The organism is Delftia sp. WY8, from assembly GCF_018437695.1.
Lineage (GTDB): Bacteria > Pseudomonadota > Gammaproteobacteria > Burkholderiales > Burkholderiaceae_C > Comamonas > Comamonas tsuruhatensis.
The window spans coordinates 4,865,426-4,890,482 of record NZ_CP049795.1; the positions used below are offsets into that span (position 1 = coordinate 4,865,426).

24 protein-coding genes and 1 tRNA gene are annotated in these 25,057 nt (G+C 64.0%); 11 read left to right on the forward strand and 14 right to left on the reverse strand.

Going from position 1 to position 25,057, the window contains the following annotated elements:
• Window positions 1-26 precede the first annotated feature (26 nt).
• The 4 genes from secA to G4D77_RS22400 all read left to right on the forward strand — a co-directional run bounded on the left by secA (window position 27) and on the right by G4D77_RS22400 (window position 5,836).
• Window positions 27-2,774 carry a preprotein translocase subunit SecA gene (gene secA, locus G4D77_RS22385; protein WP_154833618.1) on the forward strand — a complete coding sequence of 916 codons (2,748 nt, stop codon included), beginning with the start codon at window positions 27-29 and terminating at the stop codon, window positions 2,772-2,774.
• A gap of 150 nt (window positions 2,775-2,924) precedes the next feature.
• Window positions 2,925-4,157, forward strand: coding sequence for a bifunctional glutamate N-acetyltransferase/amino-acid acetyltransferase ArgJ (gene argJ / locus G4D77_RS22390; protein WP_016445603.1), 1,233 nt, complete (start codon window positions 2,925-2,927; stop codon window positions 4,155-4,157).
• A gap of 165 nt (window positions 4,158-4,322) precedes the next feature.
• On the forward strand, window positions 4,323-5,279 hold the full coding sequence (locus G4D77_RS22395) for an ATP-binding protein (protein ID WP_154833619.1): 957 nt from the start codon (window positions 4,323-4,325) through the stop codon (window positions 5,277-5,279).
• Window positions 5,280-5,329: 50 nt separating this feature from the next.
• A complete protein-coding gene (locus G4D77_RS22400) occupies window positions 5,330-5,836 on the forward strand; it encodes a (deoxy)nucleoside triphosphate pyrophosphohydrolase (RefSeq protein ID WP_016445605.1) in 507 nt (168 codons plus the stop codon).
• A gap of 10 nt (window positions 5,837-5,846) precedes the next feature.
• Here the strand turns inward: G4D77_RS22400 and G4D77_RS22405 are convergent, their stop codons facing one another.
• The 8 genes from G4D77_RS22405 to G4D77_RS22440 form a co-directional block, all read right to left on the reverse strand.
• Window positions 5,847-6,101, reverse strand: a complete 255-nt coding sequence (locus G4D77_RS22405) for a DNA gyrase inhibitor YacG (protein ID WP_016451023.1) — start codon at window positions 6,099-6,101, stop codon at window positions 5,847-5,849.
• Window positions 6,101-6,856 carry a cell division protein ZapD gene (gene zapD / locus G4D77_RS22410; protein WP_016445607.1) on the reverse strand — a complete coding sequence of 252 codons (756 nt, stop codon included), beginning with the start codon at window positions 6,854-6,856 and terminating at the stop codon, window positions 6,101-6,103. The genes G4D77_RS22405 and zapD overlap by 1 nt, the downstream gene beginning before the upstream one ends.
• Window positions 6,857-6,945: 89 nt before the next feature.
• Window positions 6,946-7,584 (reverse strand): dephospho-CoA kinase, encoded by a 639-nt coding sequence (gene coaE, locus G4D77_RS22415; RefSeq protein WP_154833620.1) that lies wholly within the window; start codon window positions 7,582-7,584, stop codon window positions 6,946-6,948.
• 14 nt (window positions 7,585-7,598) lie between these two features.
• The gene (locus tag G4D77_RS22420; RefSeq protein WP_154833621.1) at window positions 7,599-8,492 is read right to left on the reverse strand and encodes a prepilin peptidase; all 894 of its coding nucleotides are present in this window, start codon (window positions 8,490-8,492) and stop codon (window positions 7,599-7,601) included.
• Window positions 8,492-9,709, reverse strand: coding sequence for a type II secretion system F family protein (locus G4D77_RS22425; RefSeq protein ID WP_017405526.1), 1,218 nt, complete (start codon window positions 9,707-9,709; stop codon window positions 8,492-8,494). The genes G4D77_RS22420 and G4D77_RS22425 overlap by 1 nt, the downstream gene beginning before the upstream one ends.
• A gap of 38 nt (window positions 9,710-9,747) precedes the next feature.
• On the reverse strand, window positions 9,748-11,490 hold the full coding sequence (gene pilB / locus G4D77_RS22430) for a type IV-A pilus assembly ATPase PilB (protein WP_034364744.1): 1,743 nt from the start codon (window positions 11,488-11,490) through the stop codon (window positions 9,748-9,750).
• Window positions 11,491-11,618: 128 nt separating this feature from the next.
• Window positions 11,619-11,695, reverse strand: a tRNA-Pro gene (locus G4D77_RS22435).
• 31 nt (window positions 11,696-11,726) lie between these two features.
• The gene (locus tag G4D77_RS22440; RefSeq protein ID WP_213757994.1) at window positions 11,727-12,656 is read right to left on the reverse strand and encodes a polyprenyl synthetase family protein; all 930 of its coding nucleotides are present in this window, start codon (window positions 12,654-12,656) and stop codon (window positions 11,727-11,729) included.
• Window positions 12,657-12,886: 230 nt separating this feature from the next.
• Between G4D77_RS22440 and rplU the strand changes: the two genes are divergently transcribed.
• The 4 genes from rplU (at window position 12,887) to proB (ending at window position 15,968) form a co-directional block, all read left to right on the forward strand.
• Window positions 12,887-13,198, forward strand: coding sequence for a 50S ribosomal protein L21 (gene rplU, locus G4D77_RS22445; RefSeq protein WP_012207284.1), 312 nt, complete (start codon window positions 12,887-12,889; stop codon window positions 13,196-13,198).
• 15 nt (window positions 13,199-13,213) lie between these two features.
• Window positions 13,214-13,471, forward strand: coding sequence for a 50S ribosomal protein L27 (gene rpmA, locus G4D77_RS22450; RefSeq protein ID WP_012207283.1), 258 nt, complete (start codon window positions 13,214-13,216; stop codon window positions 13,469-13,471).
• Window positions 13,472-13,620: 149 nt separating this feature from the next.
• Window positions 13,621-14,736, forward strand: a complete 1,116-nt coding sequence (gene cgtA / locus G4D77_RS22455; protein WP_016451026.1) for an Obg family GTPase CgtA — start codon at window positions 13,621-13,623, stop codon at window positions 14,734-14,736.
• A gap of 83 nt (window positions 14,737-14,819) precedes the next feature.
• Window positions 14,820-15,968 carry a glutamate 5-kinase gene (gene proB, locus G4D77_RS22460; RefSeq protein ID WP_016445651.1) on the forward strand — a complete coding sequence of 383 codons (1,149 nt, stop codon included), beginning with the start codon at window positions 14,820-14,822 and terminating at the stop codon, window positions 15,966-15,968.
• 71 nt (window positions 15,969-16,039) lie between these two features.
• Here the strand turns inward: proB and G4D77_RS22465 are convergent, their stop codons facing one another.
• The gene (locus G4D77_RS22465) at window positions 16,040-16,726 is read right to left on the reverse strand and encodes an RNA pyrophosphohydrolase (RefSeq protein ID WP_016445652.1); all 687 of its coding nucleotides are present in this window, start codon (window positions 16,724-16,726) and stop codon (window positions 16,040-16,042) included.
• A 93-nt stretch (window positions 16,727-16,819) separates the two neighbouring features.
• Here G4D77_RS22465 and G4D77_RS22470 point away from each other — a divergent pair, with 93 nt between their 5' ends.
• Both G4D77_RS22470 and G4D77_RS22475 read left to right on the forward strand, forming a co-directional pair.
• The gene (locus tag G4D77_RS22470; RefSeq protein WP_154833622.1) at window positions 16,820-18,565 is read left to right on the forward strand and encodes a proline--tRNA ligase; all 1,746 of its coding nucleotides are present in this window, start codon (window positions 16,820-16,822) and stop codon (window positions 18,563-18,565) included.
• On the forward strand, window positions 18,562-19,215 hold the full coding sequence (locus G4D77_RS22475) for a lytic transglycosylase domain-containing protein (RefSeq protein ID WP_016445654.1): 654 nt from the start codon (window positions 18,562-18,564) through the stop codon (window positions 19,213-19,215). The genes G4D77_RS22470 and G4D77_RS22475 overlap by 4 nt, the downstream gene beginning before the upstream one ends.
• 60 nt (window positions 19,216-19,275) lie before the next feature.
• On the opposite strand, the gene paeA is transcribed toward G4D77_RS22475, so the two are convergent.
• The 5 genes from paeA to hemA form a co-directional block, all read right to left on the reverse strand.
• Window positions 19,276-20,649 carry a polyamine export protein PaeA gene (paeA, locus tag G4D77_RS22480; protein ID WP_016445655.1) on the reverse strand — a complete coding sequence of 458 codons (1,374 nt, stop codon included), beginning with the start codon at window positions 20,647-20,649 and terminating at the stop codon, window positions 19,276-19,278.
• Window positions 20,650-20,861: 212 nt separating this feature from the next.
• The gene (grxD, locus tag G4D77_RS22485; protein ID WP_012207276.1) at window positions 20,862-21,185 is read right to left on the reverse strand and encodes a Grx4 family monothiol glutaredoxin; all 324 of its coding nucleotides are present in this window, start codon (window positions 21,183-21,185) and stop codon (window positions 20,862-20,864) included.
• Between the two features lie 116 nt (window positions 21,186-21,301).
• Complete coding sequence (gene prmC, locus G4D77_RS22490) at window positions 21,302-22,159, reverse strand: peptide chain release factor N(5)-glutamine methyltransferase (protein WP_154833623.1); 858 nt, start codon at window positions 22,157-22,159, stop codon at window positions 21,302-21,304.
• Window positions 22,160-22,169: 10 nt separating this feature from the next.
• Complete coding sequence (gene prfA / locus G4D77_RS22495) at window positions 22,170-23,252, reverse strand: peptide chain release factor 1 (RefSeq protein ID WP_154833624.1); 1,083 nt, start codon at window positions 23,250-23,252, stop codon at window positions 22,170-22,172.
• Between the two features lie 126 nt (window positions 23,253-23,378).
• Window positions 23,379-24,704, reverse strand: a complete 1,326-nt coding sequence (gene hemA / locus G4D77_RS22500) for a glutamyl-tRNA reductase (RefSeq protein ID WP_017405531.1) — start codon at window positions 24,702-24,704, stop codon at window positions 23,379-23,381.
• Between the two features lie 72 nt (window positions 24,705-24,776).
• On the opposite strand from hemA, the gene G4D77_RS22505 reads away from it, so the two are divergent.
• Complete coding sequence (locus tag G4D77_RS22505; RefSeq protein ID WP_154833625.1) at window positions 24,777-25,052, forward strand: hypothetical protein; 276 nt, start codon at window positions 24,777-24,779, stop codon at window positions 25,050-25,052.
• Window positions 25,053-25,057 lie beyond the last annotated feature (5 nt).

Consider the following 25,057-nt stretch of genomic DNA (forward strand, 5'->3'; position numbering starts at 1 on the left):
AGCGGGTGGCGGTGTGTCTTTTTCGCATGGCCACCAACTTCCTCACCAAACTATTCGGCAGCCGAAACGATCGGCTTCTCAAGCAATACCGCAAGACGGTCGTTCGCATCAATGCGATGGAGCCCGACTACGAGAAGCTCAGCGACGAGGATCTGCGCGCAAAGACGCAGGAATTCAAGGAGCGTGTGGCCAAGGGAGAGTCGCTGGACGACCTGCTGCCCGAAGCCTTCGCCGTGGTGCGCGAAGGGTCCAAGCGTGTCATGAAGATGCGCCACTTCGACGTCCAGTTGCTGGGCGGCATGGCACTGCACTACGGCAAGATCGCGGAAATGCGCACCGGCGAAGGCAAGACGCTGACCGCCACGCTGCCGGTCTACCTGAACGCACTGTCGGGCAATGGCGTGCACGTGGTGACGGTGAACGACTATCTGGCCAACCGCGATGCCACCTGGATGGCCAAGCTGTACAACTTCCTCGGCCTGTCGGTGGGCATCAACCTGCCCAACATGCCGCGCGAGGAAAAGCAGGCCGCCTACAACAGCGACATCACCTACGGTACGAACAACGAATACGGCTTCGACTACCTGCGCGACAACATGGTCTACGAGTCGGGCGACCGCGTTCAGCGCGTGCTCAACTACGCCATCGTCGACGAGGTGGACTCCATCCTGATCGATGAGGCCCGCACGCCGCTGATCATCAGCGGTCAGGCCGAGGACCACACGGCCATGTACGTGGCCATGAACAAGATCGTGCCCAACCTGGTGCGCCAGGAAGGCGAGGCTGATCCCCGCACGGGCGAAGGCGTGACCAAGCCCGGCGACTTCACGGTGGACGAAAAGAGCCACCAGGTATTCCTGACCGACCAGGGCTACGAAGCCGCCGAGCGCCTGCTGGGCCATGCCGGCATGATTGCCGAGGGCGCCTCGCTCTACGACCCGGCCAACATCACCCTGGTCCACCATCTGTATGCGGCGCTGCGCGCCAACAATCTCTACCACCGTGACCAGCACTACGTGGTGCAGAACGGCGAGATCGTCATCGTCGACGAGTTCACGGGCCGCCTGATGGCGGGCCGGCGCTGGAGCGATGGCCTGCACCAGGCTGTCGAGGCCAAGGAAGGCGTGACCATCCAGGCCGAGAACCAGACCATGGCCTCGATCACCTTCCAGAACTACTTCCGTCTCTACGGCAAGCTGGCGGGCATGACGGGTACGGCCGATACCGAAGCCTACGAATTCCAGGAAATCTACGGCCTCGAAACCGTGGTGATTCCGCCCAACCGTCCCAGCAAGCGCGACGACCAGCTCGACCGCGTCTACAAGACCACGCGCGAGAAGTACGAGGCGGCGATCCGCGACATCCGCGAATGCCATGAGCGCGGCCAGCCCGTGCTGGTGGGTACGACCTCGATCGAGAACTCGGAAATCATCGACGAGCTGCTCAACAAGGAAAACCTGCCCCACCAGGTGCTCAACGCCAAGCAGCACGAGCGCGAGGCCGACATCGTGGCCCAGGCCGGCCGTCCCGGCATGATCACCATCGCCACCAACATGGCCGGTCGTGGTACCGACATCGTGCTGGGCGGCAACATCGAAAAGCAGGTTGCGGCTGTCGAGGCCGATGAATCCCTGTCCGAAGCCGAACGCCAGCAGCGCATCGAACAGATGCGCGCCGACTGGAAGATCGAGCATGACAAGGTTTCGGCCCTGGGTGGCCTGCGCATCATCGCCACGGAGCGCCACGAATCTCGCCGTATCGACAACCAGCTGCGTGGCCGTTCGGGCCGCCAGGGCGACCCCGGCTCCTCGCGCTTTTACCTGAGCCTGGACGATGCGCTGATGCGCATCTTCGCGGGCGACCGTGTGCGCGCCATCATGGACCGCCTGAAGATGCCCGATGGCGAAGCCATCGAAGCCGGCATCGTGACCCGCTCCATCGAAGGCGCTCAGCGCAAGGTCGAGGCCCGCAACTTCGACATCCGCAAGCAGCTGCTCGAATACGACGACGTGTCCAACGACCAGCGCAAGGTGATCTACCAGCAGCGCAACGAGATCCTCGACGCCTCGGACCTGCACGAGATGATCACGGTGATGCGCGATGACGTGGTGTCCGACCTGGTGCGCCAGTACGTGCCCGCCGAGTCCATGGAAGAGCAATGGGATCTGGCCGGCCTGGAAAAGGCGCTGGAAAGCGAATGGCGCATCCAGCTGCCGCTGCAATCGCAAGTGCAGTCCGCGCATGCCATCACCGACGAGGAGATCCTCGAGAAGGTGCTGCAGGCTGCCCGTGAAGTGTTCGAGGCCAAGGTCGAGCTGATCGGACGCGAGAACTTCACTCAATTCCAGCGCGCCGTGCTGCTGCAAAGCTTTGATACCAACTGGCGTGACCACCTGTCCGCGCTGGACTATCTGCGCCAGGGCATCCACCTGCGTGGCTATGCCCAGAAGCAGCCCAAGCAGGAATACAAGCGCGAGGCTTTCGAGCTGTTCCGCCAGCTCATCGACCAGGTCAAGACCGAAGTCACGCGCGTGCTGATGACCGTGCAGGTGCAGTCGCGCGAACAGGTGGAGCAGGCCACCGAGGCCATGGAGCAGCGCAGCGCCCACAGCCTGGAGCACATGACCTATGGCGCTCCCTCGGATGGCGACATCGGTGGCTCCCTCGAAGACGAGCCGCTGGAGTTGCCCGAAGGCGCTCGCGTGGGCCGCAATGATCCCTGCCCCTGCGGCAGCGGCAAGAAGTACAAGCAGTGCCACGGCAAGCTGTCGTGATGCGGCCGGCGTCGTAAGACGCCGCAAGACACGGAAAACGGCACGGATGCACTCCGTGCCGTTTTCTTTTTTAAGGTCGATGAAATACGTGCCGCCCCGGTTTGTTCCGATAATGGAGCGCGTTTTTCTTTCACTGTAGGAAGCCCCTCAATGCCTGTGAATCTCTCCGCTCCCGTGCACGCCGACCTGTTGGCGATCAACGGCGTTCGCATCGGCGTCACCGAAGCCGGTGTGCGCAAGGCCAACCGCAAGGACCTGTCCGTGTTCCTGCTCGACGAGGGCGCTTCGGTGGCGGGTGTGTTCACGCAGAACCGTTTCTGCGCAGCGCCCGTGCAGGTCAGCCGCGAGCACCTGGCCCAGACGTCCGGCGCCATCCGTGCCATGGTCATCAACACAGGCAATGCCAATGCCGGCACCGGCGCTGACGGACTGGCGCGCGCGCGCCGCACCTGTGCGGATCTGGCTGCGCTGCTGCAGCTCAAGCCCGAGCAGATCCTGCCGTTCTCCACTGGCGTGATCATGGAAGAGCTGCCCGTGGATCGCATCGCCGCCGGCCTGCCAGCTGCCATCGCAGCAGCCAAGGCCGACAACTGGGGCACGGCCGCCGAAGGCATCATGACCACCGACACCCTGCCCAAGGCCTTCAGCCGCGCCGTGGACATTGGCGGCAAGCGCGTGAGCATTACCGGCATCAGCAAGGGTGCGGGCATGATTCGCCCCAACATGGCGACCATGCTGGGCTTTCTGGCCACCGACGCCGCCATCGCACCTGAACTGTTGCAGCCTCTGGTCAAGGAGCTGGCCGACGGATCGTTCAACCGCGTGACCATCGACGGCGACACATCGACCAACGATTCCTTTGTGTTGGTCGCCACGCACAAGGCCGGCAATGCGCAGATCACTTCGCTGACCAGTGCCGAAGGCCAGGCCCTGAAGGCTGCATTGCTGGATGTGTCGCGCCTGCTGGCCCAGGCCATCGTGCGCGACGGCGAAGGCGCCACCAAGTTCATCACCGTCAAGGTGGAGGGCGGCAAGACCGAGGCTGAGTGCCGCCTCGTGGCCTATTCCATCGCGCATTCACCCCTGGTCAAGACGGCGTTCTTTGCCAGCGATCCGAACCTGGGCCGCATCCTTGCGGCGGTGGGCTATGCTAGCATCGACGATCTGGACCAGACCAAGATCGACCTGTACCTGAACGATGTGCATGTCGCAGTCAATGGCGGCCGCAACCCTGCCTATCAGGAGGAAGACGGCCAGCGCGTGATGAAGCAGCAGGAGATCATCGTGCGCGTGCTACTGGGCCGAGGGCAGGCCGAGCAGACCGTGTGGACCTGCGATCTGAGCCACGACTACGTGAGCATCAACGCCGACTACCGCTCCTGACTCTCCACCCACCGTGCCGCCGGCAGCCGCAGGCCTTGTGCCTGGCTGCTGCCAGCTTTCAATGGCGGCCGGCGCGCAAAAGCTCTGGCGTTGGCATGAGATCCATCTCGATTCCCGGGCATATCCAGCGTCGGTGGCCGTGAGATCCGTATTCGAGAGACATCCATGACATTGCCCACAGAAGCCGTCGCCGCCCCCTTGCTGCAACTCGTGCAGCGCGCCGAGCAACTGATGCAGCGCATCGAGGCCATCCTGCCCCAGCCGCTGCAATCCCCCGCAGACTGGAATACCGCCATCGCCTGGCGCTATCGCAAGCGCGCCAACGGCTGCGGTTTGCTGGAGCCCGTGCGCCATGTCGGCGCCATGCAGCTGTCCGACCTGCAGAACATCGATGTGCAAAAGGACAAGATCGCGCGCAACACCGAGCAGTTCGTGACCGGCCGCACGGCCAACAACGTGCTGCTCACCGGCGCGCGCGGCACGGGCAAATCCTCGCTGATCCGTGCCTGCCTGCATGCTTTTGCTTCGCAGGGCCTGCGCCTGATCGAGGTGGACAAGGCCGATCTGACCGACCTGCCCGACATCGTCGATGTGGTGGCCGGCCGGCCCGAGAAGTTCGTCATCTATTGCGACGATCTGAGCTTTGAGGAAGGCGAGCCTGGCTACAAGGCCATGAAGTCCATTCTGGATGGATCGGTCAGCGCCGCCAGCCCGAACGTGCTGGTCTATGCGACCAGCAATCGCCGCCATCTGCTGCCGGAGTACCAGTCCGAGAATCTGACCTACCAGCGCGGCGAGGATGGGGAGCTGCATCCCGGAGAGGTGATCGAGGAAAAAATCTCGCTGTCCGAGCGTTTCGGCCTGTGGGTGAGCTTCTACCCGTTCAGCCAGGACGAGTACCTGCGCGTGGTGGCACAGTGGCTGGAGGCCCTGGGCCTGGACCAGGCCACGATCGAGGCGGCACGCCCGGAGGCCCTGGTCTGGGCGCTGGAGCGCGGTTCACGCAGCGGTCGCGTGGCCCACCAGTTTGCGCGCGACTATGCGGGCCGTGCCGAGCGCCCGAGTCAGCGCCAGACCGGCATCGCCGATGTCCAGGGGTTGGCTGAAGAGGCTGAACTCTGAGCACCTGCTGCCTGGCCCTGGGCTGGGCAGACTTTTTTGCGAAAGATCAAGTGACTGAAAAAGAAATCTCCCCCAAGGCCCGCGCTGAGGCGGCCGAGTCGCAGGCGCCAGTGCGGCGCAAGCACACCGAAGTCGCCGTTGGCGTGCTGCTTCGCGAGTCCGATGGCGCGTTGCTGATCACCAGCCGTCCGCCGGGCAAGCCGTATGCAGGCTACTGGGAGTTTCCGGGCGGCAAGATCGAAGCCGGTGAGACCGTGGAGCAGGCCTTGCGCCGCGAGATGCAAGAGGAACTGGGCGTAGAGATCGCGGCCGCTGAAGTCTGGAAGGTGACCGAGCATGACTATCCGCATGCCCTGGTGCGCCTGCACTGGTGCAAGGTCACGCGCTGGAGCGGGGAGTTCGAGATGCGTGAAGGCCAGCAGATGGCCTGGCAGCAACTTCCGCTGCAGGTGCATCCGGTGCTGCCAGGTGCCTATCCGGTGCTGCAGTGGCTGAGCGAGGAACGCGGGCTGCCTTTCGATGCCGGGTTCTACGAGGCAGGCCAGCCGAAAGCCTGATCGGGCCTGATCAAGGCTCGGTGCGAGGATCGCCGAAGGGCGCATCCTCGGGCGGCATCGGTGCAGGCACGCGGAATTCCTCATTGGCCCATGCGCCCAGGTCGATCTGGCGGCAGCGTTCGCTGCAGAAGGGGCGGAAACGGTTGGCTGGTGCGAACAGGCTGGGGCCTGCACAGGTCGGGCAGCGCACCGTGGGGCCGGCAGAAGAGAGGCTGGCGGGCTGGGGGGCGGGGGCGCTCGAGGGCATGTCGGCCGTCTTGTCCATCAGCTGCAAAGCGTGACCTCGAACGAGGCATCTTCGCTGCAGGGTTGAGGCTTGGCGCCGTTCTCGGGGCGGAGCAGGCGCACCGAAACCAGTAGGCGGTTGCCGCTGATCTCCGGAACCAGATTCAACGACGGGTCTATGCGCAGGCGCAGCAGCTGAAAGCTGCGGCCGGGCGGCATGGCCTGCTGGAACACGCCTTTTTCGGCAGCCACCCATTGCGGCACGCCGGTTTCGCGCAGCAGCTTGAGCAGCAATTGCAGCGACTGACCCAGCGGGGTCAGGGTGCTGGCCCAGTCCTCCAGATCGCGCAGGCGTATCTGGGGATCATGGAACTGCCAGGCGTGATAGGCCGGAAGGTCGAAGCCGCAGGTGCCGCCGGGGATGCCGATGCGGCTGCGCACGGCCATCAGCCACTCGTTTTCAGTCAGGGTCTGGCCGGCCTTGCCGTTCTGGGCATTGAGCTGGGCAAAGCACTGCTCCACATGGCGTGAGACCTGGTCAAGCATGTGCTCGGCAATGTCGGGATTGCCGCGCAGGCTGTCGAGCAGGCTTTTGTGGCGCTCAAGGTCCTTGAGCACGTCCGTCTTCAGGTCGGTACGTGCCGCCACGTCCATGATCTCGAAGATGGTGACCAGCGCAAAATGGTGATCGATGGAATGAGCGCGCGACAGCAACTCGCTCAGGCGGCGATATAGCTGTTCCAACCGGAGGTAGGTCCTCAGGCGCTCATTGAAAGGATATTCGTACAGGATCACGCTTGCTGGGCTCCTCGGGGTGCACAGGAATCAGCTGTCTACGTCGTGCACATGCTGAATTACACGCACAGGCCAAGCCATGGCGTGCATCATAGCCCGAACCATGCAGAGATTCGATCGGTGCATGCGCGCAAAGCCTCTATCGTCATGGCCTCGTCGTTGTAGAGCACCCAGTCGGCGGCTGCCAGCCGTGCCGCACGTGTGGCCTGGGCCGAGATGATGGCCTGCACCGCCTCGCGTGGCAATCCGTTGCGCGCGATCACGCGAGCGATCTGCGTTTCGGTGCGGCAGTCAACGACCAGCACCGCATCAAGCATGGCAGGCCAGCGGCCGGACTCCACGAGCAAGGGAATGTCATGCACGATGAGTCGGCACCCAGCCACTGTGGCCTGCTCCACTTGCCGGGCCGTCTGCTGCGCCACGAGGGGATGGACGATGGCCTCCAGCTGCTGTCGTGCCGAGGGCTGCTGAAAGACCAGTTCGCGCATGCGCGTGCGGTCCAGGGCGCCGCTGGCATCAATCAGTTCGGGCCCGAAGACGCGCGCTATCTCGGGCAGAGCAGCACCTTCGGGGGCGGTGAGGCTGCGAGAGATCTGGTCGGCATCGATCACGGCCGCTCCGCGCAAGCCCAGTTGCGCTGCGACGGTGCTCTTGCCGCTGCCAATGCCGCCCGTCAGGCCCAGCCGAAACGGGCGTGCAAGCAAGGGCGGGGCGATGCTGGGGGCCATGCCGCAGTGTTGAATCAAAGGCCCAAGGCCGCCAATAGGGATTGCAGCATCTGCTGCGGTCCGAACACCATGGCTGCAAAGCCGGCGCCCGCCAGAAAGGGGCCGAAGGGAACATAGCCGCCCTCACGCAGGCGGCTGTTGATCTTCAACGCGATGCCCACGATGGCGCCAATCACCGACGAGATCAGGATGATGGGCACGAGTGCCTGCCAGCCGAACCAGGCGCCCAGCGCGGCAAACAGCTTGAAGTCGCCGTAGCCCATGCCTTCCTTGCCGGTGGCCAGCTTGAAGGCCCAGTAAACCAGCCACAGCGAGAGATAGCCCGCTGCAGCGCCCCATACCGCGTCGGCCAGAGGCACGGCGGTCCAGTGCAGCGCCGACGACAGCAGTCCGGCCCACAGCAAGGGCAGGGTGATGTCGTCGGGAAGCAGTGTGGTGTCCCAGTCGATCAATGCCAGGCTCAGCAAGGCCGCACTGAAAAGGCACCAGGCAGCGCCTGTGGGCGTGATGCCCCATTGCGCCGCACAGTAGGCAAACAGCGCGGCGCAGGCCAATTCCACCAGCGGATAGCGGATGCTGATCGACGCCTTGCATTCGGAGCACCGGCCTCGCAGCGCCAGATAACTGAGCACGGGAATATTCTCGTACCAGTGGATGGCATGGCCGCAATGCGGGCAGCGCGAGCGGGGGCGGCTCAGGCTCAGGGGCGCCTCGGCAGGCGGCGGCGCTGTGGCGGGCGATGGCGTGGCGGAGGATGAAGATTTCTCTTGCGCCCATTGGGCGCATTCCGCATTCCATTGCTGTTCCATCATGCGGGGCAGCCTATGCACCACCACGTTGAGAAAGCTGCCAACCAACAGGCCCAGCAGGCCGCCCAATGCAGCCTGCATCCAGAGTTCCAAAACCATCAGACCACCTGGCCCAGCTTGAAGATGGGCAGATACATCGAAACCACGATGCCGCCGATGAGGGTGCCCAGGAAAACAATGATGATGGGCTCCATCAGGCTGGACAGGCCAGCCACCATGTCATCGACCTCTTCTTCATAGAAATCGGCCGCCTTGCCCAGCATATGGTCGATGGAGCCGGATTCCTCGCCGATGGCGCACATCTGCAGCACCATGGACGGAAAGACATTGGCATTGGTCATGGCCACGGTGAGACTGGTGCCGGTGGAGACTTCCTGCTGGATCTTTTCCGTGGCATTGGCATACACGGCATTGCCGGATGCGCCGCCGACAGAATCCAGTGCCTCGACCAATGGGACGCCCGCGGCAAACATGGTCGACAGCGTGCGCGTCCAGCGTGCGACGCAGGATTTCTCGATCAGCACGCCAAAGACCGGCACCTTCAGCAGCGTACGGTCCATGAATTGCTGCATGCGCTCGTTGCGCTTCCAGGCCTGCATGAAGAAGTAGAGACCGCCGCCAATCACGCCGAAGATCAACCACCACCATTGGACAAAGACATCGCTGATGCCCATAACGAACAGCGTCGGCGCCGGCAGGTCGGCGCCGAACGAACTGAACACTTCCTTGAAGGCCGGGATCACGAAAATCATGATGATGGTCACGACGATGAAGGCCACGACGATGACCGAGATCGGGTACATCAGCGCCGATTTGATCTTGGACTTGATGGCCTCGGTCTTCTCCATGTACGTGGCCAGGCGGTCCAGCAGGGCTTCCAGGATACCGGCCGCTTCGCCCGCCTCCACCAGATTGCAGTAGAGGCTATCGAAGTACATGGGGTGCTTGCGATAGGCCGCGTTCAGCGAGGTGCCGGTCTCCACGTCGGCGCGAATATCGGCCAGAAGGCGCGTCACGCTGGGGTTGGTGTTGCCCCGTCCGACAATGTCGAAGGCCTGAAGCAGCGGGACGCCCGCCTTCATCATCGTTGCCATCTGGCGGGTGAACAGCGCAATGTCCTTGGGCTTGATCCTCTTGCCCCCGCGTGTGCGGCGCTTCTTGATCTTGCTGGGCAGCACGCCCTGGCGGCGTAGCATGGCCTGGACCTGGTTGATGCCCCCGGCCCGGGTCTCGCCTCGGATGATCTTGCCGTTGCGATCCTTGCCTTCCCATTCGAAGACAAATTCCTTGATTCCCTTGGACGCGGCTGTGGCCATCGTGCTCCCTCGTTTGTTGTCTGCGCTGTCCGCGCTATTTACTCATTGGTGACTGCCAGCACTTCTTCGAGCGAGGTCAGTCCCTGTCTGGCCTTGTGCAAACCCGAGCCACGCAGCGACCGCACGCCTTCGCGCTTGGCCTGTGCGGCGATCTCCAGCGCACTGCCGTCCTGCAGGATGATGCGCTGGATTTCCTCGCTGATAGGCATCACCTGATAGATGCCTACGCGGCCCTTGTAGCCGTTGTTGCATGCCGGACAGCCGACGGGCCTGTAGGTGACCCAGCTGCCGTCAATGTCCGCATCGTCGTAGCCTGCATCGATCAGGGCCTCCCGCGGAATGTCAGCCGGCTCCTTGCATTGAGGGCACAGGCGCCTGGCCAGGCGCTGGGCGGTGATCAGGATCACGCTCGATGCGATGTTGAAGGGCGCAATGCCCATGTTGCGCATGCGCGTCAACGTGGTCGGTGCGTCATTGGTGTGCAGGGTGGACAGCACCAAGTGGCCGGTTTGCGCTGCCTTGATCGAGATGTCGGCCGTTTCCAGATCGCGGATTTCACCGACCATGATGATGTCGGGATCCTGGCGCAGAAAAGCCTTGAGCGCAGTGGCAAAGGTGAGGCCGGCCTTTTCGTTCACATTGACCTGGTTGACGCCGGGCAGGTTGATTTCCGAAGGATCTTCCGCCGTGGCGATGTTCACGCCGGCCTTGTTCAGCAGGTTCAGGCAGGTGTACAGCGACACTGTCTTGCCCGAGCCGGTGGGGCCTGTGACCAGAATCATTCCGTAGGGGCGGCTGATGGCTTCAAGCAGGCGTGCCTTCTCCTCGGGTTCATAGCCCAGGGCGTCGATGCCCATCCTGGCCGAGCTCGGGTCCAGGATACGGATCACGATCTTCTCGCCGAAAAGCGTGGGCAGCGTGCTGACGCGAAAGTCGATGACGCGGTCCGGGCCGACCTTGAGCTTCATACGCCCGTCCTGCGGGACACGCTTTTCCGAGATGTCCATGCGCGAGATCACCTTGATGCGCGAGGCCAGCTTCTCCTTGATGGCAATGGGCGGCGATGCAATTTCACGCAGCTCGCCGTCAATGCGAAAGCGCACCCGGTACTGGTGCTCGTAGGGTTCGAAATGCAAGTCCGACGCGCGCATGTTGAAGGCGTCGAGCAGCATTTTGTGCAGGAACTTGACGATGGGCGCATCTTCGACGTCTGCTGCGGCCGAGTTGTCCTTTTCCTCTGCCACCTCATCAGGCTTGAGGTCGCCGAACTCGAAGTCGCCGCTGCCGCCATAGCTGTCCATGGCCTCGCTGGCGCTTTTGTTCTGCTGCGCGATCAGTCGCTCCAGCTTGTCGGCCTCGACGATGATCCAGTCCACGCCCAACTGGGTGGTGAACTTGATCTGCTCGGCGGCTTCCTGCTGCGTCGGGTCGGCGGTGGCCACCGTGAGGCGGTTGCCGCGCTTGCTCAGAGGCAGGACGCGATAGGTGCTGATGATCTTGGCGTCCAGCAGATCCTGCGGCAGGCGCATGGCGTCGACCGCATCAAGATCGAGCAGCGGCGCGCTGAACATGGTGGAAACCGTCTCCGCCACTTCCAGGGCAGAGAGGGTGCCGGCGACGCTCAGTTCTGCAATGAACGAGGTGCGATTGGTGGCGGCCTTGCCGGCAGCCGCTTCCGCTGCCTGTTGCGATACCTTGCCTGCTGAAATCAGAGCCCGCCCGATGCCGGGAAGCGATGCGACAGCGGATGCATTCTTGAGCGAGGAGTCAGCAACAGCCATGTAGCAAGACGTGTGAGAGGAAAGGACATTTATCCTATCATCACTGAGCACTTGGAATGCCAGACACACTGTTACACGCCTGGGTCTTGAACCTGGCGCAATGGTGTGATGGAGATGGAATGACCAGATGGTCGGGGTGAGAGGATTCGAACCTCCGGCCTCTACGTCCCGAACGTAGCGCTCTACCAGGCTAAGCTACACCCCGTTGCTTTTGTAGAAAAAGCGAGCAGCCTGAATCAGGTGCGTCGCTCCAAAAGCTGAGACGCCAATTGTAGCAAACTTGCCGTATGCAAATTGCTTGGGAGCACATTTATTGCGTCGATGGCGCGGCGTGCCTCGGCATGTGCGGCCTCGCGTGCCACGTCCAGCGCACCTGTGCTGCGCACGATATCCACTACGGCGGTCAGTTGCTCGGTGGAGCCCTGTTCGATGGCGGCGCGCACGATGGCGGCCTGCTCAGGCGTGCCGCGTTGCATGGCGGCAATCAGGGGGAGGGTGCATTTGCCTTCGCGCAGGTCATCGCCCAGGTTCTTGCCCATTTCCTGGGTATCGCCTGCGTAGTCGAGTACGTCGTCAATGATCTGGAAGGCCGTGCCCAGCGCCTGGCCATAGCTGGCGCAGGCCTGCTCGATTTCGCGGGGCGCGTCGGCCAGCACGGCGCCCAGCTGGGCGCTGGCCTCGAAGAGCTGGGCGGTCTTGGAGCGGATGACGTGCAGGTAGCCGGCTTCGTCCAGCGAGGCATCGTGCGTGTTGATGAGTTGCTGGACCTCGCCCTCGGCGATCACGTTGGTGGCATCCGAGAGGATCTTGAGCACGCGCATGCTGCCGACTTCCACCATCATCTGGAAGGAGCGCGAGTGCAGGAAGTCGCCGACCAGCACGCTGGCCGGATTGCCGAAGGTCTCGTTGGCCGTCGGGCGGCCGCGACGCAGCGTGGATTCATCCACGACGTCGTCGTGCAGCAGGGTGGCTGTATGAATCAGTTCGACCACGGCAGCCAGGACATGCCTGTCCTTGCCTTCGTATCCCAATGCATTGCAGACCATGAGCAGCAGGGCGGGCCGCAGGCGCTTGCCGCCTGCAGCGATGATGTACTGGGAGATCTGGGCAATCAGCGGGACGGTGGTCGTCAGGCGCTGGGCAATCACATGATCCACCTCGCGCATGTCGTCAGTGATCAGGGCAAGCGGATTGGGGGTGGAGAGAGCTGTGGTCAAGGTACTGCGGGCGCCAAGTGGATCGTCAATTATAGGAAGAGCGACCCTGCCTGCGACCCGCTCTGGCGGTTGTTTGGGCGAAGGAGGGGAGCGCTTCATGCAAGGAATGTGAGTGCGTGCTAGAATCTCCGGCTTCCGTGGAAATTCGTTCGCGGAACTCTCAAATTCAAGAGGTTTAAATGTACGCAGTCATAAAAACCGGCGGCAAGCAGTATCGCGTTGCAGCTGGCGAAAAGATCAAGGTAGAACAGATTGCTGCGGACGTAGGCCAAGAAGTTGTGATCGATCAGGTTCTGGCAGTCGGCAACGGCGCTGAAATCAAGGTCGGCACACCTCTGGTGTCCGGTGCGTCTGTCAAGGCAACCGTGGTTGCTCACGGCAAGCACGACAAAGTGCACATCTTCAAGATGCGCCGTCGTAAGCATTATCAGAAGCGCCAAGGCCATCGCCAGCAGTTCACCGAGCTGCAGATCGTGGCGATCGCTGCTTAATCCAGGAGCTGAGTCATGGCACAGAAAAAAGGCGGCGGCTCTACGCGAAACGGGCGCGATTCCAAGCCCAAAATGCTCGGCGTGAAGGCTTTTGGTGGTGAGTTGATCACCGCCGGCTCGATCATCGTGCGCCAACGTGGCACCAAGTTCCACCCCGGCGACAACGTCGGCGTGGGCAAGGACCACACCCTGTACGCTCTGGTGGACGGCCACGTGTCGTTTGCTGTCAAGGGTGCACTGTCCAAGCACACGGTCAACGTGACGGCTGCCTAAGCTCTGTCACTTCGACGCTCGAAGCCCCGACCTGTCGGGGCTTTGTCGTTTCAGGAGGGCGGTGCATCGTGCGCTCGTCCCCTTTTCCGTCTCTGAGGTGTGGCCTGGGGCTGTCTGGTGCACACTGCTTTTTGTAAACTGGATGCCTCATGAAGTTCGTCGACGAAGCTTATATCGACATTGCTGCCGGTGATGGCGGCAATGGCTGCGTGTCATTCCGGCACGAAAAATACAAGGAATTCGGTGGTCCCGATGGAGGAGATGGCGGCCGTGGAGGCCATGTCTACGCGGTGGCCGACGTCAATCTCAACACCCTGGTGGACTACCGCTTCTCGCGTCGCCACGATGCCACGCGCGGCGAGCACGGCAAGGGCTCGGACATGTTCGGTGCCGCAGGCAACGACATCACGCTGCGCATGCCGGTTGGCACCATCATCAGCGATGCCGAAACCGGGGAGGTGCTCTACGAGCTGTTGACGCCCGGCGAGGTGGTGACCATTGCCAAGGGCGGCGATGGCGGCTACGGCAACCTGCGCTTCAAGAGCGCCATCAACCGCGCGCCACGGCAAAAGACGCCTGGCTGGCCCGGTGAGCGCAAGAACCTCAAGCTGGAGCTCAAGGTTCTGGCCGACGTGGGTCTGCTGGGCATGCCCAATGCGGGCAAATCCACCTTCATCGCCGCAGTCTCCAATGCGCGTCCCAAGATTGCCGACTATCCGTTCACCACGCTGCATCCCAATCTGGGCGTGGTTCGTGTTGCCGCCGAGCAAAGCTTTGTGGTGGCCGATATCCCCGGGCTGATCGAAGGCGCGTCGGAAGGTGCCGGCCTGGGCCACCAGTTCCTGCGTCACCTGCAGCGCACCCGATTGCTGCTGCATGTGGTGGACCTGGCGCCGTTCGATGACAGCGTGGATCCTGTGGCCCAGGCCAAGGCCATCGTGGGCGAGTTGCAGAAGTACGATGCCGAGCTGTACAACAAGCCGCGCTGGCTGGTGCTCAACAAGCTGGACATGGTGCCGGCCGAGGAGCGCGCCGCACGCGTCAAGGACTTCGTCAAGCGCTTCAAGTGGAAGGGCCCGGTGTTCGAGATTTCCGCCCTGACGCGCGAAGGCTGCGAAGTGCTGATCCGCACCATCTACAAGCATGTGCATGAACAGCAGCAGATCGAGGCCGGTCCCAAGGAAATCGACCCACGCTTCGTCGAAGTCGAGGGTGATGGCGTGGATCTCACCGACCCGCGTTTTGCTCCCCGCGATTCCGAGTAAGAGCGGCCTGTCCCACCCATTGCCTTGATCACAACAGCGGCGGGGTCTGCCTCGGCCTGCGCTGCAAGAATCACTATCCATCCATGTCTTCCAACTTGTTGCGTGATGCCCATCGCATCGTGGTCAAGGTCGGCTCCAGCCTGGTGACCAATGAAGGTCGCGGTCTTGATGAGGCCGCGATCCAGGAATGGAGCCGCCAGCTGGCGGCCCTGGTGCGCGGGGATGAAAGCCATGGAGGCCGGCGGCGCGAGGTGATCATGGTCTCCAGCGGCGCGGTGGCCGAAGGCATGAAGCGTCTGGGCTGGATTGCACGGCCCAAGGAGATTCATGAACTGCAGGCCGCTGCGGCCGTGGGGCAGATGGGCCTGATACAGATGTACGAGTCCAAGTTGCGCGAACAGGGCATGGGCAGTGCGCAGGTGCTGCTCACGCATGCCGACCTCGCGGACCGCGAGCGCTATCTCAACGCGCGCAACACCTTGCTGACGCTGCTGGAGCTGGGCATCGTGCCGGTGATCAACGAGAACGACACCGTGGTCAACGACGAGATCAAGTTCGGTGACAACGATACCTTGGGCGCTTTGGTTGCCAATCTGATCGAGGCCGATGCCCTGGTCATCCTGACCGATCAGCGAGGCCTTTACAGCGCCGACCCGCGCAGCAATCCCGATGCGCGTTTCATCGATGTGGCCAATGCCGGCGACCCGGCGCTGGAGGAGATGGCCGGAGGCGCGGGCTCGTCCATTGGCAAGGGCGGGATGATCACCAAGATCCTCGCGGCCAAGCGCGCGGCGGGCTCGGGTGCTTCAACCGTCATCGCCTGGGGGCGTGAGCAGGACGTGCTGGTGCGTCTGGCGGCAGGCGAGTCCATCGGCACGCTGCTCCTGGCGCAGACGCACAAGAACCAGGCGCGCAAGCAGTGGATTGCAGACCATCTGCAACTGCGCGGCTCCGTGTCCGTGGATGCCGGCGCCGTGGCCAAGCTGCGCGACGAAGGCAAGAGCCTGCTGCCCATCGGCATGGTGAATGTGGATGGCGAGTTCGCCCGTGGCGATGTGATCGCGGTGCGCGATGCCCTGGGTATCGAGGTGGCGCGTGGGCTGGCCAACTATGCAAGTGCCGAGGCGCGGCTGCTGTGTCGCAAAAGCTCGGTGGAGATCGAGCGCCTGCTGGGCTATTCCGCAGGCCCGGAGATGGTGCACCGCGACAACATGGTGATTGCGGGGCACTGAGGCGCCAGACTCTCAAGGCCAAGAAAAAGCGCACCCTCGGGTGCGCTTTTGCGTATGGCTCTGGCCCGGTTTCAGGCCTTGCCTGGATCGGGTTGCAGGGCTTGCTGCCCCGACTGTGGATCAGGATCGAAACAGGCGCCAGGCGGCAACTCCATGCCGGGATTGACGCGAAAGCTGCCTGAGCGTGCTGGATGCAAACCCGGCGCAGTGTATGTCTCAGGACCCTGTTCATGGGCTTCCCTGGGGCGCATGCCGCTGCGCAGATAACGGTTGCGTTGCTGTTCGCCGCGGGGCAGGAACCGGGCCAGCTCGGTCAGGGCCATCTCATAGACGCCGCGCTTGAACTCCACCACCACGTCCAATGGCACCCAGTAGTCATTCCAGCGCCAGGCGTCGAATTCGGGGTGGTCGGTGGCACGCAGGTTCAAATCCCAGTCGTGACCCATGAGCTGCAGCAAATACCAGATCTGCTTCTGGCCTTTGTAGTGTCCGCGCGCATCGCGGCGGATGTACCGGTCTGGCACCTCGTAGCGCAACCAGTCCCGGGTGCGGGCGACCACGCGAACGTGGTTGGGCATCAACCCCACTTCCTCATGCAGTTCCCGGAACATGGCCTGTTCGGGTGTCTCCCCCCGGTCAATGCCGCCCTGTGGAAACTGCCAGCTGTGGGTGCGGATGCGTTTGCCCCAGAACACCTGGTTCTTTTGGTTGAGCAGGATGATGCCGACGTTCGGGCGAAATCCGTCCCGGTCAAGCATAATCGAACCCCAATTTTCTGAATTGTGTCCATTATGCACGGTGCCTTGCCAGCGGCAAGCACGCTGCCCCGATTCCCGCGAAGCCCCTGATCCATGAAAGCCTCCCAATTTTTCATCTCCACCCTCAAGGAAGCTCCGGCCGACGCCGAAGTGGTCAGCCACAAGCTCATGATGCGGGCCGGCCTGATCAAGAAGCTGGGTGCAGGCATCTACAACTACATGCCCATGGGGCTGCGGGTGATCCGCAAGGTCGAGGCCATCGTGCGCGAGGAAATGAACCGTGCCGGTGCCGTGGAGGTGACCATGCCCGTGGTCCAGCCTGCAGAGATGTGGGAGGAGACCGGCCGCTTCGAGAAGATGGGCCCCGAGCTGCTGCGCATCAAGGACCGCCATGGCCGCGACTTCGTGATCCAGCCCACCAGCGAAGAGGTGGTGACGGACATCGCGCGCCAGGAGCTCAAGAGCTACAAGCAGCTGCCCAAGAATTTCTACCAGATCCAGACCAAGTTCCGCGATGAGCGCCGCCCGCGCTTTGGCCTGATGCGTGGCCGCGAGTTCATCATGAAGGACGCCTATTCCTTCGACAAGGACCGTGATGCGGCCCAGGTCAGCTACCAGACCATGCGCGCGGCCTACAAGCGCATCTTCGACCGCTTCGGCCTGCAGTACCGTGCCGTGCGTGCAGACAGCGGTGCCATCGGCGGCGATCTGAGCGAGGAATTCCAGGTCATCGCTTCCACGGGCGAGGACGCCATCGTCTACTGCCCGAGCAGCGACTATGCCGCCAATATCGAAAAGGCCGAGGCCCTGGCGCCTGCGGGTCCCCGTCCCGCTGCGTCCCAGGCGATGACCAAGGTGGCGACGCCCGGCAACAGCACCTGCGAATCTGTCGCATCCCAGCTGGGCCTGCCGCTGTCGCAGACGGTGAAGTCCCTGGTGCTGGCCACCGACAAGCTCGACGACAAGGGCGAGGTGGCAGGCAGCCAGATCTGGCTGCTGCTGCTGCGCGGTGATCATGAAATGAACGAGATCAAGGTGGCCAAGGTGCCGGGCCTGGACGTGGGCTTCCGCTTTGCCACTGTGGCCGAAATCGAGGAGCACTTCGGCTGCCAGCCCGGCTACCTGGGCCCGATCGGCCTGAAGCAGCCCGTGAAGCTGGTCGTGGACCGCGAGGTCGCCGTGATGGCCGACTGGGTCTGCGGCGCGAACGAGGCCGACTTCCACATCACCGGCGTGAACTTCGGCCGCGACCTGCCCGAGCCTGATGTGGTGGCCGACCTGCGCAACGTGGTGGCTGGCGACAAGTCTCCTGATGGCGCAGGCGAGCTGGCCATTGAGCGCGGAATTGAAGTCGGCCATGTGTTCTACCTGGGTACCAAGTACTCCCAGGCCATGAACGCCACCTTCCTGGCCGAGAACGGCAAGCCCTCGCTGTTTGAAATGGGCTGCTACGGCATTGGCGTGACGCGCCTGCCCGCTGCAGCCATCGAACAGAACCATGACGAGCGCGGCATCATCTGGCCCGACGCGATTGCGCCCTTCACCGTGGTGGTCTGCCCCATTGGCATGGACCGCAGCGAACCCGTGAAGGAAGCTGCCGAGAAGCTGCATGCCGAGCTGCTGGCCCTGGGTGTGGACGTGATCCTGGACGATCGTGGCGAACGTCCGGGCGCCATGTTTGCCGACTGGGAGCTGATTGGCGTGCCGCACCGCGTGGTGCTGTCCGACAGGGGCCTCAAGGAAGGACAGGTCGAGTACCAGCATCGCCGCGACACGGAAGCGACCAAGCTGGCCGCCGCCGATGTGCTGGGCCATCTCAAGCAAAGGCTGGGCCTGTGAGCCAGGCGCCCGTGGTGACGCGACGCGATTGCCTGCGCCTGGCGGCTTCGCTGGGCTCGGCACCGCTGCTCGGCGGGCTGGCCGCGCCCGCCTGGGCCGGTGGCCAGCTGGAGGAGCCGCTGGCCGATTCGGTGCGCACTGCGCTGAGTTCCGCCGTCACGGGATCGGCGCCGCCCGAGCTGCGCTTTGCCTCCACTGAGGCCCGGCTGGACTACCTGCGCTGGCTCACGGCCAGCAGCGAGCGCCTGCGTTCGCGCAAGCCGGAGCTGGCGACGCGGCTGGAGTTCCTGCAAACCGTCTGGTACGAGTCCAAGCGTGCCGGCCTGGAAGTCTCTCTGGTGATGGGGCTGGTGCAGGTGGAGAGCGCGTTCCGCAAGTTCGCCATCTCCAGCGTGGGTGCACGCGGCTACATGCAGATCATGCCGTTCTGGATGCGGCTGATCGGCGATGGAGACATCGGCAAGCTGTTTCACATGCAGACCAATCTGCGCTTTGGCTGCGTGATCCTGCGCCACTATCTGGACCGCGAAAAAGGCGATGCCTACATGGCGCTGGGCCGCTACAACGGCAGCCGGGGACAGCCCCAGTACCCGAATGCGGTGTTCGCTGCGCAGCGGCGCTGGGAGATAGAGCCCTCGCGCTCGGCTTGAGGGCCGCGCAGCGCCGCCGAGCGGCTGCGCGGCTGTTGTTCTGCTGTTCTGCGTTGCCCGTCAGGACGACGTCTCCGACGACATGCTGGATACCTTGGCCACGGCCGCTGCCGTGTCGCCGGCGTTGGGCGGCGCGGCCGGGCTGCTGGCGGACATGCGCGTGACCAGCACCTGGTCGATGCGGTAGCTGTCCACGTCCATGACCTCGAAACGGTAGCCGCCCCATTGCACGGTGTCGGTGCGCCTGGGAATGCGGCGCAGCATCACCATGAGGAAGCCGCCCAGGGTCTCGTAGTCCTCGGCGTGGGGCAGCTCGTCGAGTTCCAGGGCCTGCATCACATCCTCGACGGGCGTGACGCCGTCGATCAGCCAGGAGTTCTCGTCGCGGCGCAGGATCTGCTCCTCGTCGCCCGGGCTGACCAGGCCGCCCATCACCGTGCTCATCACGTCATTGAGCGTGACCACGCCGACCACCAGGCTGTATTCGTTGACGATGACGGCAAAGTCCTCATGCACCTGGCGAAACTGCTCCAGCACCTCGGCCAGCGTCAGGCGGTCCGGCACGACCAGCACCTTGTGGACCAGGGAGTCGTCCATGAGCGACAGGGGCTGGTTGTTCAGCGCGCGCTGGAACAGGTCCTTGGCATCGACATAGCCGACGATGTGGTCGATGTCGCCATCGCAGACGGGGTAGGTGGAAAAAGGTTCTTCGGCAATGCGGACCCGGATCAGTTCGTCGGGGTCGTCACGGTGGAAGTAGGCGATGCGGTCGCGCTGCGTCATGGCCGAGCCGATGGTGCGCGAGTCCAGCTCGAACAGGTTGGCGATCACCTGCTGCTCCTTCGCGGCCAGCACGCCGGCGCGCGCGCCAGCTTCGGTCATGGCCAGGATGTCTTCGTGCGTGATGCGGTCGTCGCGCACCGTGGGCAGGCCTAAGAGCTTGGCAACGGCGTCCGCCAGGTGGTTGAAGCACCAGACCAGGGGCTTGAGCACGGCCATGCACCAGAGCATGGGGCGCAGCACGCGGATGGCCAGGGCTTCGGGCTCGGCCATGCTCAGGCGCTTGGGCAGCAGGTCGGCAAAGAGGATGAACAGCGAGGTGACGGTGGCGAACGAGAGTAGAAAGCCCACGGTCTGTGCCCGGCTCTCGGGCAGCCAGAGCATGAGCAATTCGGCCAGATAGGGCGTCAATGCCCCTTCGCCCACCACGCCGCCCAGGATGGCGACGGCATTCAGCCCAATCTGCGTGACCGTGAAGTACTCGCCCGGCTGGGCCTGCATCTTCATGACCTGTTCGGCGCGTGGCTCCCCGTCCTCCGCCATCTGCCGAAGCCGCAGGCGCCGCGAGGCGGCCAGCGAGATCTCGGCCACGGAGAAGAAGGCACTGGTCAGTATCAGTGCGACGATCAACAGCAGACTTTGGGACAGACTCATAGGCAAGGCGGAGAAGCGGGCGCAGGCGCGGTTTTCCGGATGTGAAAGATGTGTCCATTCGACCACACATCACATGCCCCTGGCCTTGTGGCATGCCCGGGCAGTGCGCTGGCAGTCCGGTACGGGCGAAAAAAAGCCACCCAAGGGTGGCTTGATTCTGCGCAGCAGCGGGCGCAGGCGGGTTGCTGCGCGCGAGTCGCAAGCCTGCGAACTCAGGCCTTGGGTGCCAGCAGCTGCTGCAACTCGCCGGATTCGTACATCTCCATCATGATGTCCGAGCCGCCGATGAACTCGCCCTGCACGTAGAGCTGGGGGATCGTGGGCCAGTTGCTGTAGTCCTTGATGCCCTGGCGGATTTCCTGGTCCTCGAGCACGTTGACGGTGGAGATGTCCTTGGTCTCCACGCCGCAGGCCTTGAGAATCTGGATGGCGCGGCCCGAGAAACCGCACATGGGAAAGCTGGCGCTGCCCTTCATGAACAGCAGGATGTTGTTGCTTTTGACCAGTTGGTCGATGCGTTGCTGGGTGTCGCTCATCTGTGTGGTGCTCCGGGGTCGTGGTGGGCGCCGCAGGCGCGGCGGCATGGATGGGATTATTTCACTCTCGGCGCGGACTTTGAAAGCATGCGGGAATGCTGCGCCCGGACCCGAGCTCAGGCTTGCGCTGTCCATTGCCCGCCCGTGCAGCGGGCGATGCCGCCCAGGTCGTGGCGGTGTTGCACGCTCTCAAAGCCGGCGCTGCGCAGCAGGGTGGCCACGGCATCGGCCTGGTCCCAGCCATGCTCGAGCAGCATCCAGCCGCCGCTGGCCAGCAGCGCAGGCGCCTGCGCGACGATGGCGCGGATGTCGGACAGGCCATCGGCGCCGCTGGCCAGAGCCGACAGCGGCTCATGCTCCAACGCCAGCAAGTGCGGATCGTCGTCGCGGATATAGGGCGGATTGCTGACGATGAGGTTGAACGGCGCCTGGCCTGCCAGCGGCTCCAGCCAGCTGCCATGCGCAAACCGCACGCCCAGCTGCAGGCGCGTGGCATTGGCGCTGGCCACGGCCAGCGCGTCGGCACTGGCATCCACGGCCCACACGGTGGCGCCGGGGCGCTGGCTCTGCAGGGCCAGGGCAATCGCTCCGCTGCCGGTGCCCAGATCCGCCACACGGCATGCGGGGCCGCTCGGGGCCTGGGCGGGTATCAGCTCCAGCGCCCAGTCCACCAGGGTTTCGGTATCGGGGCGAGGGTCGAGCACGCGTGCGTCCACGGCCAGATCCAGCCCGTAGAACTCCTTGTGGCCCACCAGGTAGGCGACGGGCTCCCCGCTCAGCCGCCGTGTGCACAGCGCGGCATAGACGCCGGCCTGGGGCGCGGTCAGCGCGTCCCCGTCGTGGGTGAGCAGCCAGGCGCGGCCGCCGGCCTGGCGTCCGAGCACATGCAGCAGCAGCATTTGCGCGTCGATGCGCGCAAGCCCCTGGGCCTGGGAGTGCTGCAGAGCCTCTTTGATGGTGGGTAGGTTGGCCATGGCCCGCGCCTCAGCTGTTGACCTGCAGCTCGGCCAGCAGTTCGGCCTCGCGTGCGGCCTGCAGCGCGTCGAGCACGTCGCCCAGGTCGCCATCCATCACGGCCAGCAGCTTGTAGATGGTGAGGTTGATGCGGTGGTCGGTGAGCCGGCCCTGGGGGAAGTTGTAGGTGCGGATGCGGTCGCTGCGGTCGCCGCTGCCGATCAGGCCCTTGCGCAGCGCGGCCTCCTTGGCCTCGCGCTCGCTGCGCTCTTTTTCCTGCAGGCGCGCCTGCAGCACCTGCAGGGCCTTGGCCTTGTTGCTGTGCTGGCTGCGGCCGTCCTGGCACTCGGCGACGATACCCGTGGGCAGGTGGACCACGCGCACGGCCGAGTCGGTCTTGTTGATGTGCTGGCCTCCGGCGCCGCTGGCACGGAAGGTGTCGATGCGCAGGTCGGCCGGGTTGAGCGTGATGGCCTGGGTTTCGTCGGGCTCGGGCATGACGGCCACGGTGCAGGCACTGGTGTGGATGCGGCCCTGGGTCTCGGTGGCCGGCACGCGCTGCACGCGGTGGCCACCGGATTCGAAGCGCAGGCGGCCATAGACGTCGGTGCCTTCCACGCGCAGCACCACTTCCTTGTAGCCGCCCAGCTCGCTTTCGTTGGCGCTCATGATCTCGACCTTCCAGCCCACGGCGTCGCAGTGGCGCGTGTACATGCGTGCCAGATCGCCTGCGAACAGGGCAGATTCATCGCCACCCGTGCCCGCGCGGATTTCCAGGTAGGCGTTGCGCGCGTCATCGGGGTCCTTGGGCAGGAGCAGGCGCTGCAGTTCATCTTCCAGCTGCACCAGCTCGATCTCTGCGCCGGAGATTTCCTCGCGCGCCATTTCCTCCATGTCGGGATCATCCAGCATGTCCCTGGCAGAGGCCAGATCGGCCTCGCGCTGGCGGTAGCGTGCATAGCGGCCGGCAATGGCCGTCACATCGGCATGCTCGCGCGAGATGGCACGGTACTGCTTCATGTCGCCCATGATGTCTTCGCGCGAGAGCAGGAAGTCGAGTTCTTCAAGGCGCTGGGCGTAGCGCTCCAGTTGTTGGCGCAGAAAGTCTTGCATGGTGTGAGGCGATGGTGCGAAGGGCTGCGCGGGGCAGCGCTGCGGCGGGGGAACGAGGTGGCCGGAAGTGGGCCGAGGCGCCAGAGACCCGCGGGTGCGCGGCTCTCTGAAGGGAGGCGAGCGCCGCTAGAGCGCCTTGTCGGGAGTCGTGCCGCGCGGACCGCCTGGCGCGGAGCGCAGGAACAGGCGCGAGACCGTGTCCATGGTCTGGGTGCGCTGGTCGGCGTCACCCTTGTGCAGCTCGGCCAGGGTGCCGTGCAGCATTTTCTGCGTGAGGCCGCGCGACAGGGCCTCCAGCACGGTGTCTATGTCCTCGCCCTTGGCCAGCAGCTTCTTGGCCCGTGCAATCTCCAGCGCACGCCATTCGTCGGTCTGGGTGTTGAGCTGCCGGATCAGCGGCACCACGCCGGCCTGCGGGCGGCGCTGGTCCAGCCAGTGCATGAAGCTTTGCACGCCGTGGTCGATGATAACTTCTGCCTGCTCGACCGCCGCCTGGCGCTGGGCCTGGCCCGTGCGCACCACGGTGGCCAGATCGTCCACGGTGTAGAGGTAGACGTCGCGCAGGTCCTTGACCTCGGATTCGATATCGCGCGGCACGGCCAGATCGACCATGAACATGGGGCGGTGCTTGCGCTTCTTGAGCGCGCTTTCGACGGCGCCCAGGCCGATGATGGGCAGGCTGGAGGCCGTGCAACTGATCACGGCGTCGTATTCATGCAGATGCTCGGGCAGGTCGGCCAGCCGCATGGTGCCGGCGCCAAACTGGGCGGCCAGCTTTTCGCCGCGCTCCAGCGTGCGGTTGGCGATCATGATCTGCTTGGGGTGGCGGGCCGCGAAGTGGGTGGAGACCAGCTCGATCATCTCGCCCGCGCCCACGAACAGCACGCGGATCTGGGAGAGGTCTTCGAACAGCTGGCCTGCCAGCCGCACGGCGGCAGCGGCCATGCTGATGCTGTGGGCACCGATCTCTGTGGAGCTGCGCACTTCCTTGGCCACCGCGAAGCTGCGCTGGAACAACTGGTTCAGCGTGCTGCCCAGGGCGCCTGCGTTCTCTGCGGCGCGCACGGCATTCTTCATCTGGCCCAGGATCTGGGCCTCGCCCAGCACCATGGAATCGAGCCCGCTGGCCACGCGGAAGGCATGGCGCGCCACATGGCCGTCTTCCAGCAGATAGGAGTGCGAGCGCAGCAGTTCGGACGAGATGCCGCCGCTGTTGGCCAGCCAGTGCAGCGTGTGGTCCATGGCCGGCATTTCGGCCGCGCAGTAGATCTCGGTACGGTTGCAGGTGGAGAGAATGGCGGTCTCGACGGCGCTGTGCTGGCGGCCGGGGCCGGTCAGCGATTCGCGCAGGCCCTGCAGCGTGGGCACGATCTGGTCGAGCGCGAACGCGAAACGTCCCCGCATATCGAGCGGAGCCGTGTGGTGGTTGATGCCGAGTGCCCAGACTGCCATAACCCGGGATTATAAAATTTCGCGCAGTTTCAGGCATCCCTGATCACAACACCCTGGAATCGGAGCCCGCACATGGGATGGATTGCGAGTACGAATCATTGGCTGAACTTCCTGGCGCCTGCACTTTTCCTGTCGCCGGCCCTGATGTTGTGCGCGCTTTTGATCTATGGGAAATCGCAGCAATCCATGGCCTGGTGGTCACAGGTTGCTATCAATTTCATTGTTGGTGCACTGGTGCTGCTGGCGGGGCTGTGGTGGTTCGGGCGCGATGCAAAGTTGGCCACCTATGCTGCGCTGGTCGTGGTGATGGCGCTTTGCCAGTGGGTGTTTTCACGCGGCTGGCGCTGATGGCT

Coding starts and splice junctions, on each gene's coding strand:
- G4D77_RS22425 (WP_017405526.1), bottom strand. CDS start 9,709: ATGGCCACAGCCGCGTCCAAGGGAATCAAGGAATTTGTCTTCGAATGG.
- hemA (WP_017405531.1), bottom strand. CDS start 24,704: ATGGCAGTCTGGGCACTCGGCATCAACCACCACACGGCTCCGCTCGAT.
- G4D77_RS22440 (WP_213757994.1), bottom strand. CDS start 12,656: ATGCGCGAGGTGGATCATGTGATTGCCCAGCGCCTGACGACCACCGTC.
- prmC (WP_154833623.1), bottom strand. CDS start 22,159: ATGGCCAACCTACCCACCATCAAAGAGGCTCTGCAGCACTCCCAGGCC.
- G4D77_RS22405 (WP_016451023.1), bottom strand. CDS start 6,101: ATGGACAAGACGGCCGACATGCCCTCGAGCGCCCCCGCCCCCCAGCCC.
- prfA (WP_154833624.1), bottom strand. CDS start 23,252: ATGCAAGACTTTCTGCGCCAACAACTGGAGCGCTACGCCCAGCGCCTT.
- cgtA (WP_016451026.1), top strand. CDS start 13,621: ATGAAGTTCGTCGACGAAGCTTATATCGACATTGCTGCCGGTGATGGC.
- rpmA (WP_012207283.1), top strand. CDS start 13,214: ATGGCACAGAAAAAAGGCGGCGGCTCTACGCGAAACGGGCGCGATTCC.
- grxD (WP_012207276.1), bottom strand. CDS start 21,185: ATGAGCGACACCCAGCAACGCATCGACCAACTGGTCAAAAGCAACAAC.
- G4D77_RS22395 (WP_154833619.1), top strand. CDS start 4,323: ATGACATTGCCCACAGAAGCCGTCGCCGCCCCCTTGCTGCAACTCGTG.
- coaE (WP_154833620.1), bottom strand. CDS start 7,584: ATGGCCCCCAGCATCGCCCCGCCCTTGCTTGCACGCCCGTTTCGGCTG.
- secA (WP_154833618.1), top strand. CDS start 27: ATGGCCACCAACTTCCTCACCAAACTATTCGGCAGCCGAAACGATCGG.
- G4D77_RS22465 (WP_016445652.1), bottom strand. CDS start 16,726: ATGCTTGACCGGGACGGATTTCGCCCGAACGTCGGCATCATCCTGCTC.
- pilB (WP_034364744.1), bottom strand. CDS start 11,490: ATGGCTGTTGCTGACTCCTCGCTCAAGAATGCATCCGCTGTCGCATCG.
- G4D77_RS22420 (WP_154833621.1), bottom strand. CDS start 8,492: ATGGTTTTGGAACTCTGGATGCAGGCTGCATTGGGCGGCCTGCTGGGC.
- G4D77_RS22470 (WP_154833622.1), top strand. CDS start 16,820: ATGAAAGCCTCCCAATTTTTCATCTCCACCCTCAAGGAAGCTCCGGCC.
- G4D77_RS22505 (WP_154833625.1), top strand. CDS start 24,777: ATGGGATGGATTGCGAGTACGAATCATTGGCTGAACTTCCTGGCGCCT.
- argJ (WP_016445603.1), top strand. CDS start 2,925: ATGCCTGTGAATCTCTCCGCTCCCGTGCACGCCGACCTGTTGGCGATC.
- rplU (WP_012207284.1), top strand. CDS start 12,887: ATGTACGCAGTCATAAAAACCGGCGGCAAGCAGTATCGCGTTGCAGCT.
- proB (WP_016445651.1), top strand. CDS start 14,820: ATGTCTTCCAACTTGTTGCGTGATGCCCATCGCATCGTGGTCAAGGTC.
- paeA (WP_016445655.1), bottom strand. CDS start 20,649: ATGAGTCTGTCCCAAAGTCTGCTGTTGATCGTCGCACTGATACTGACC.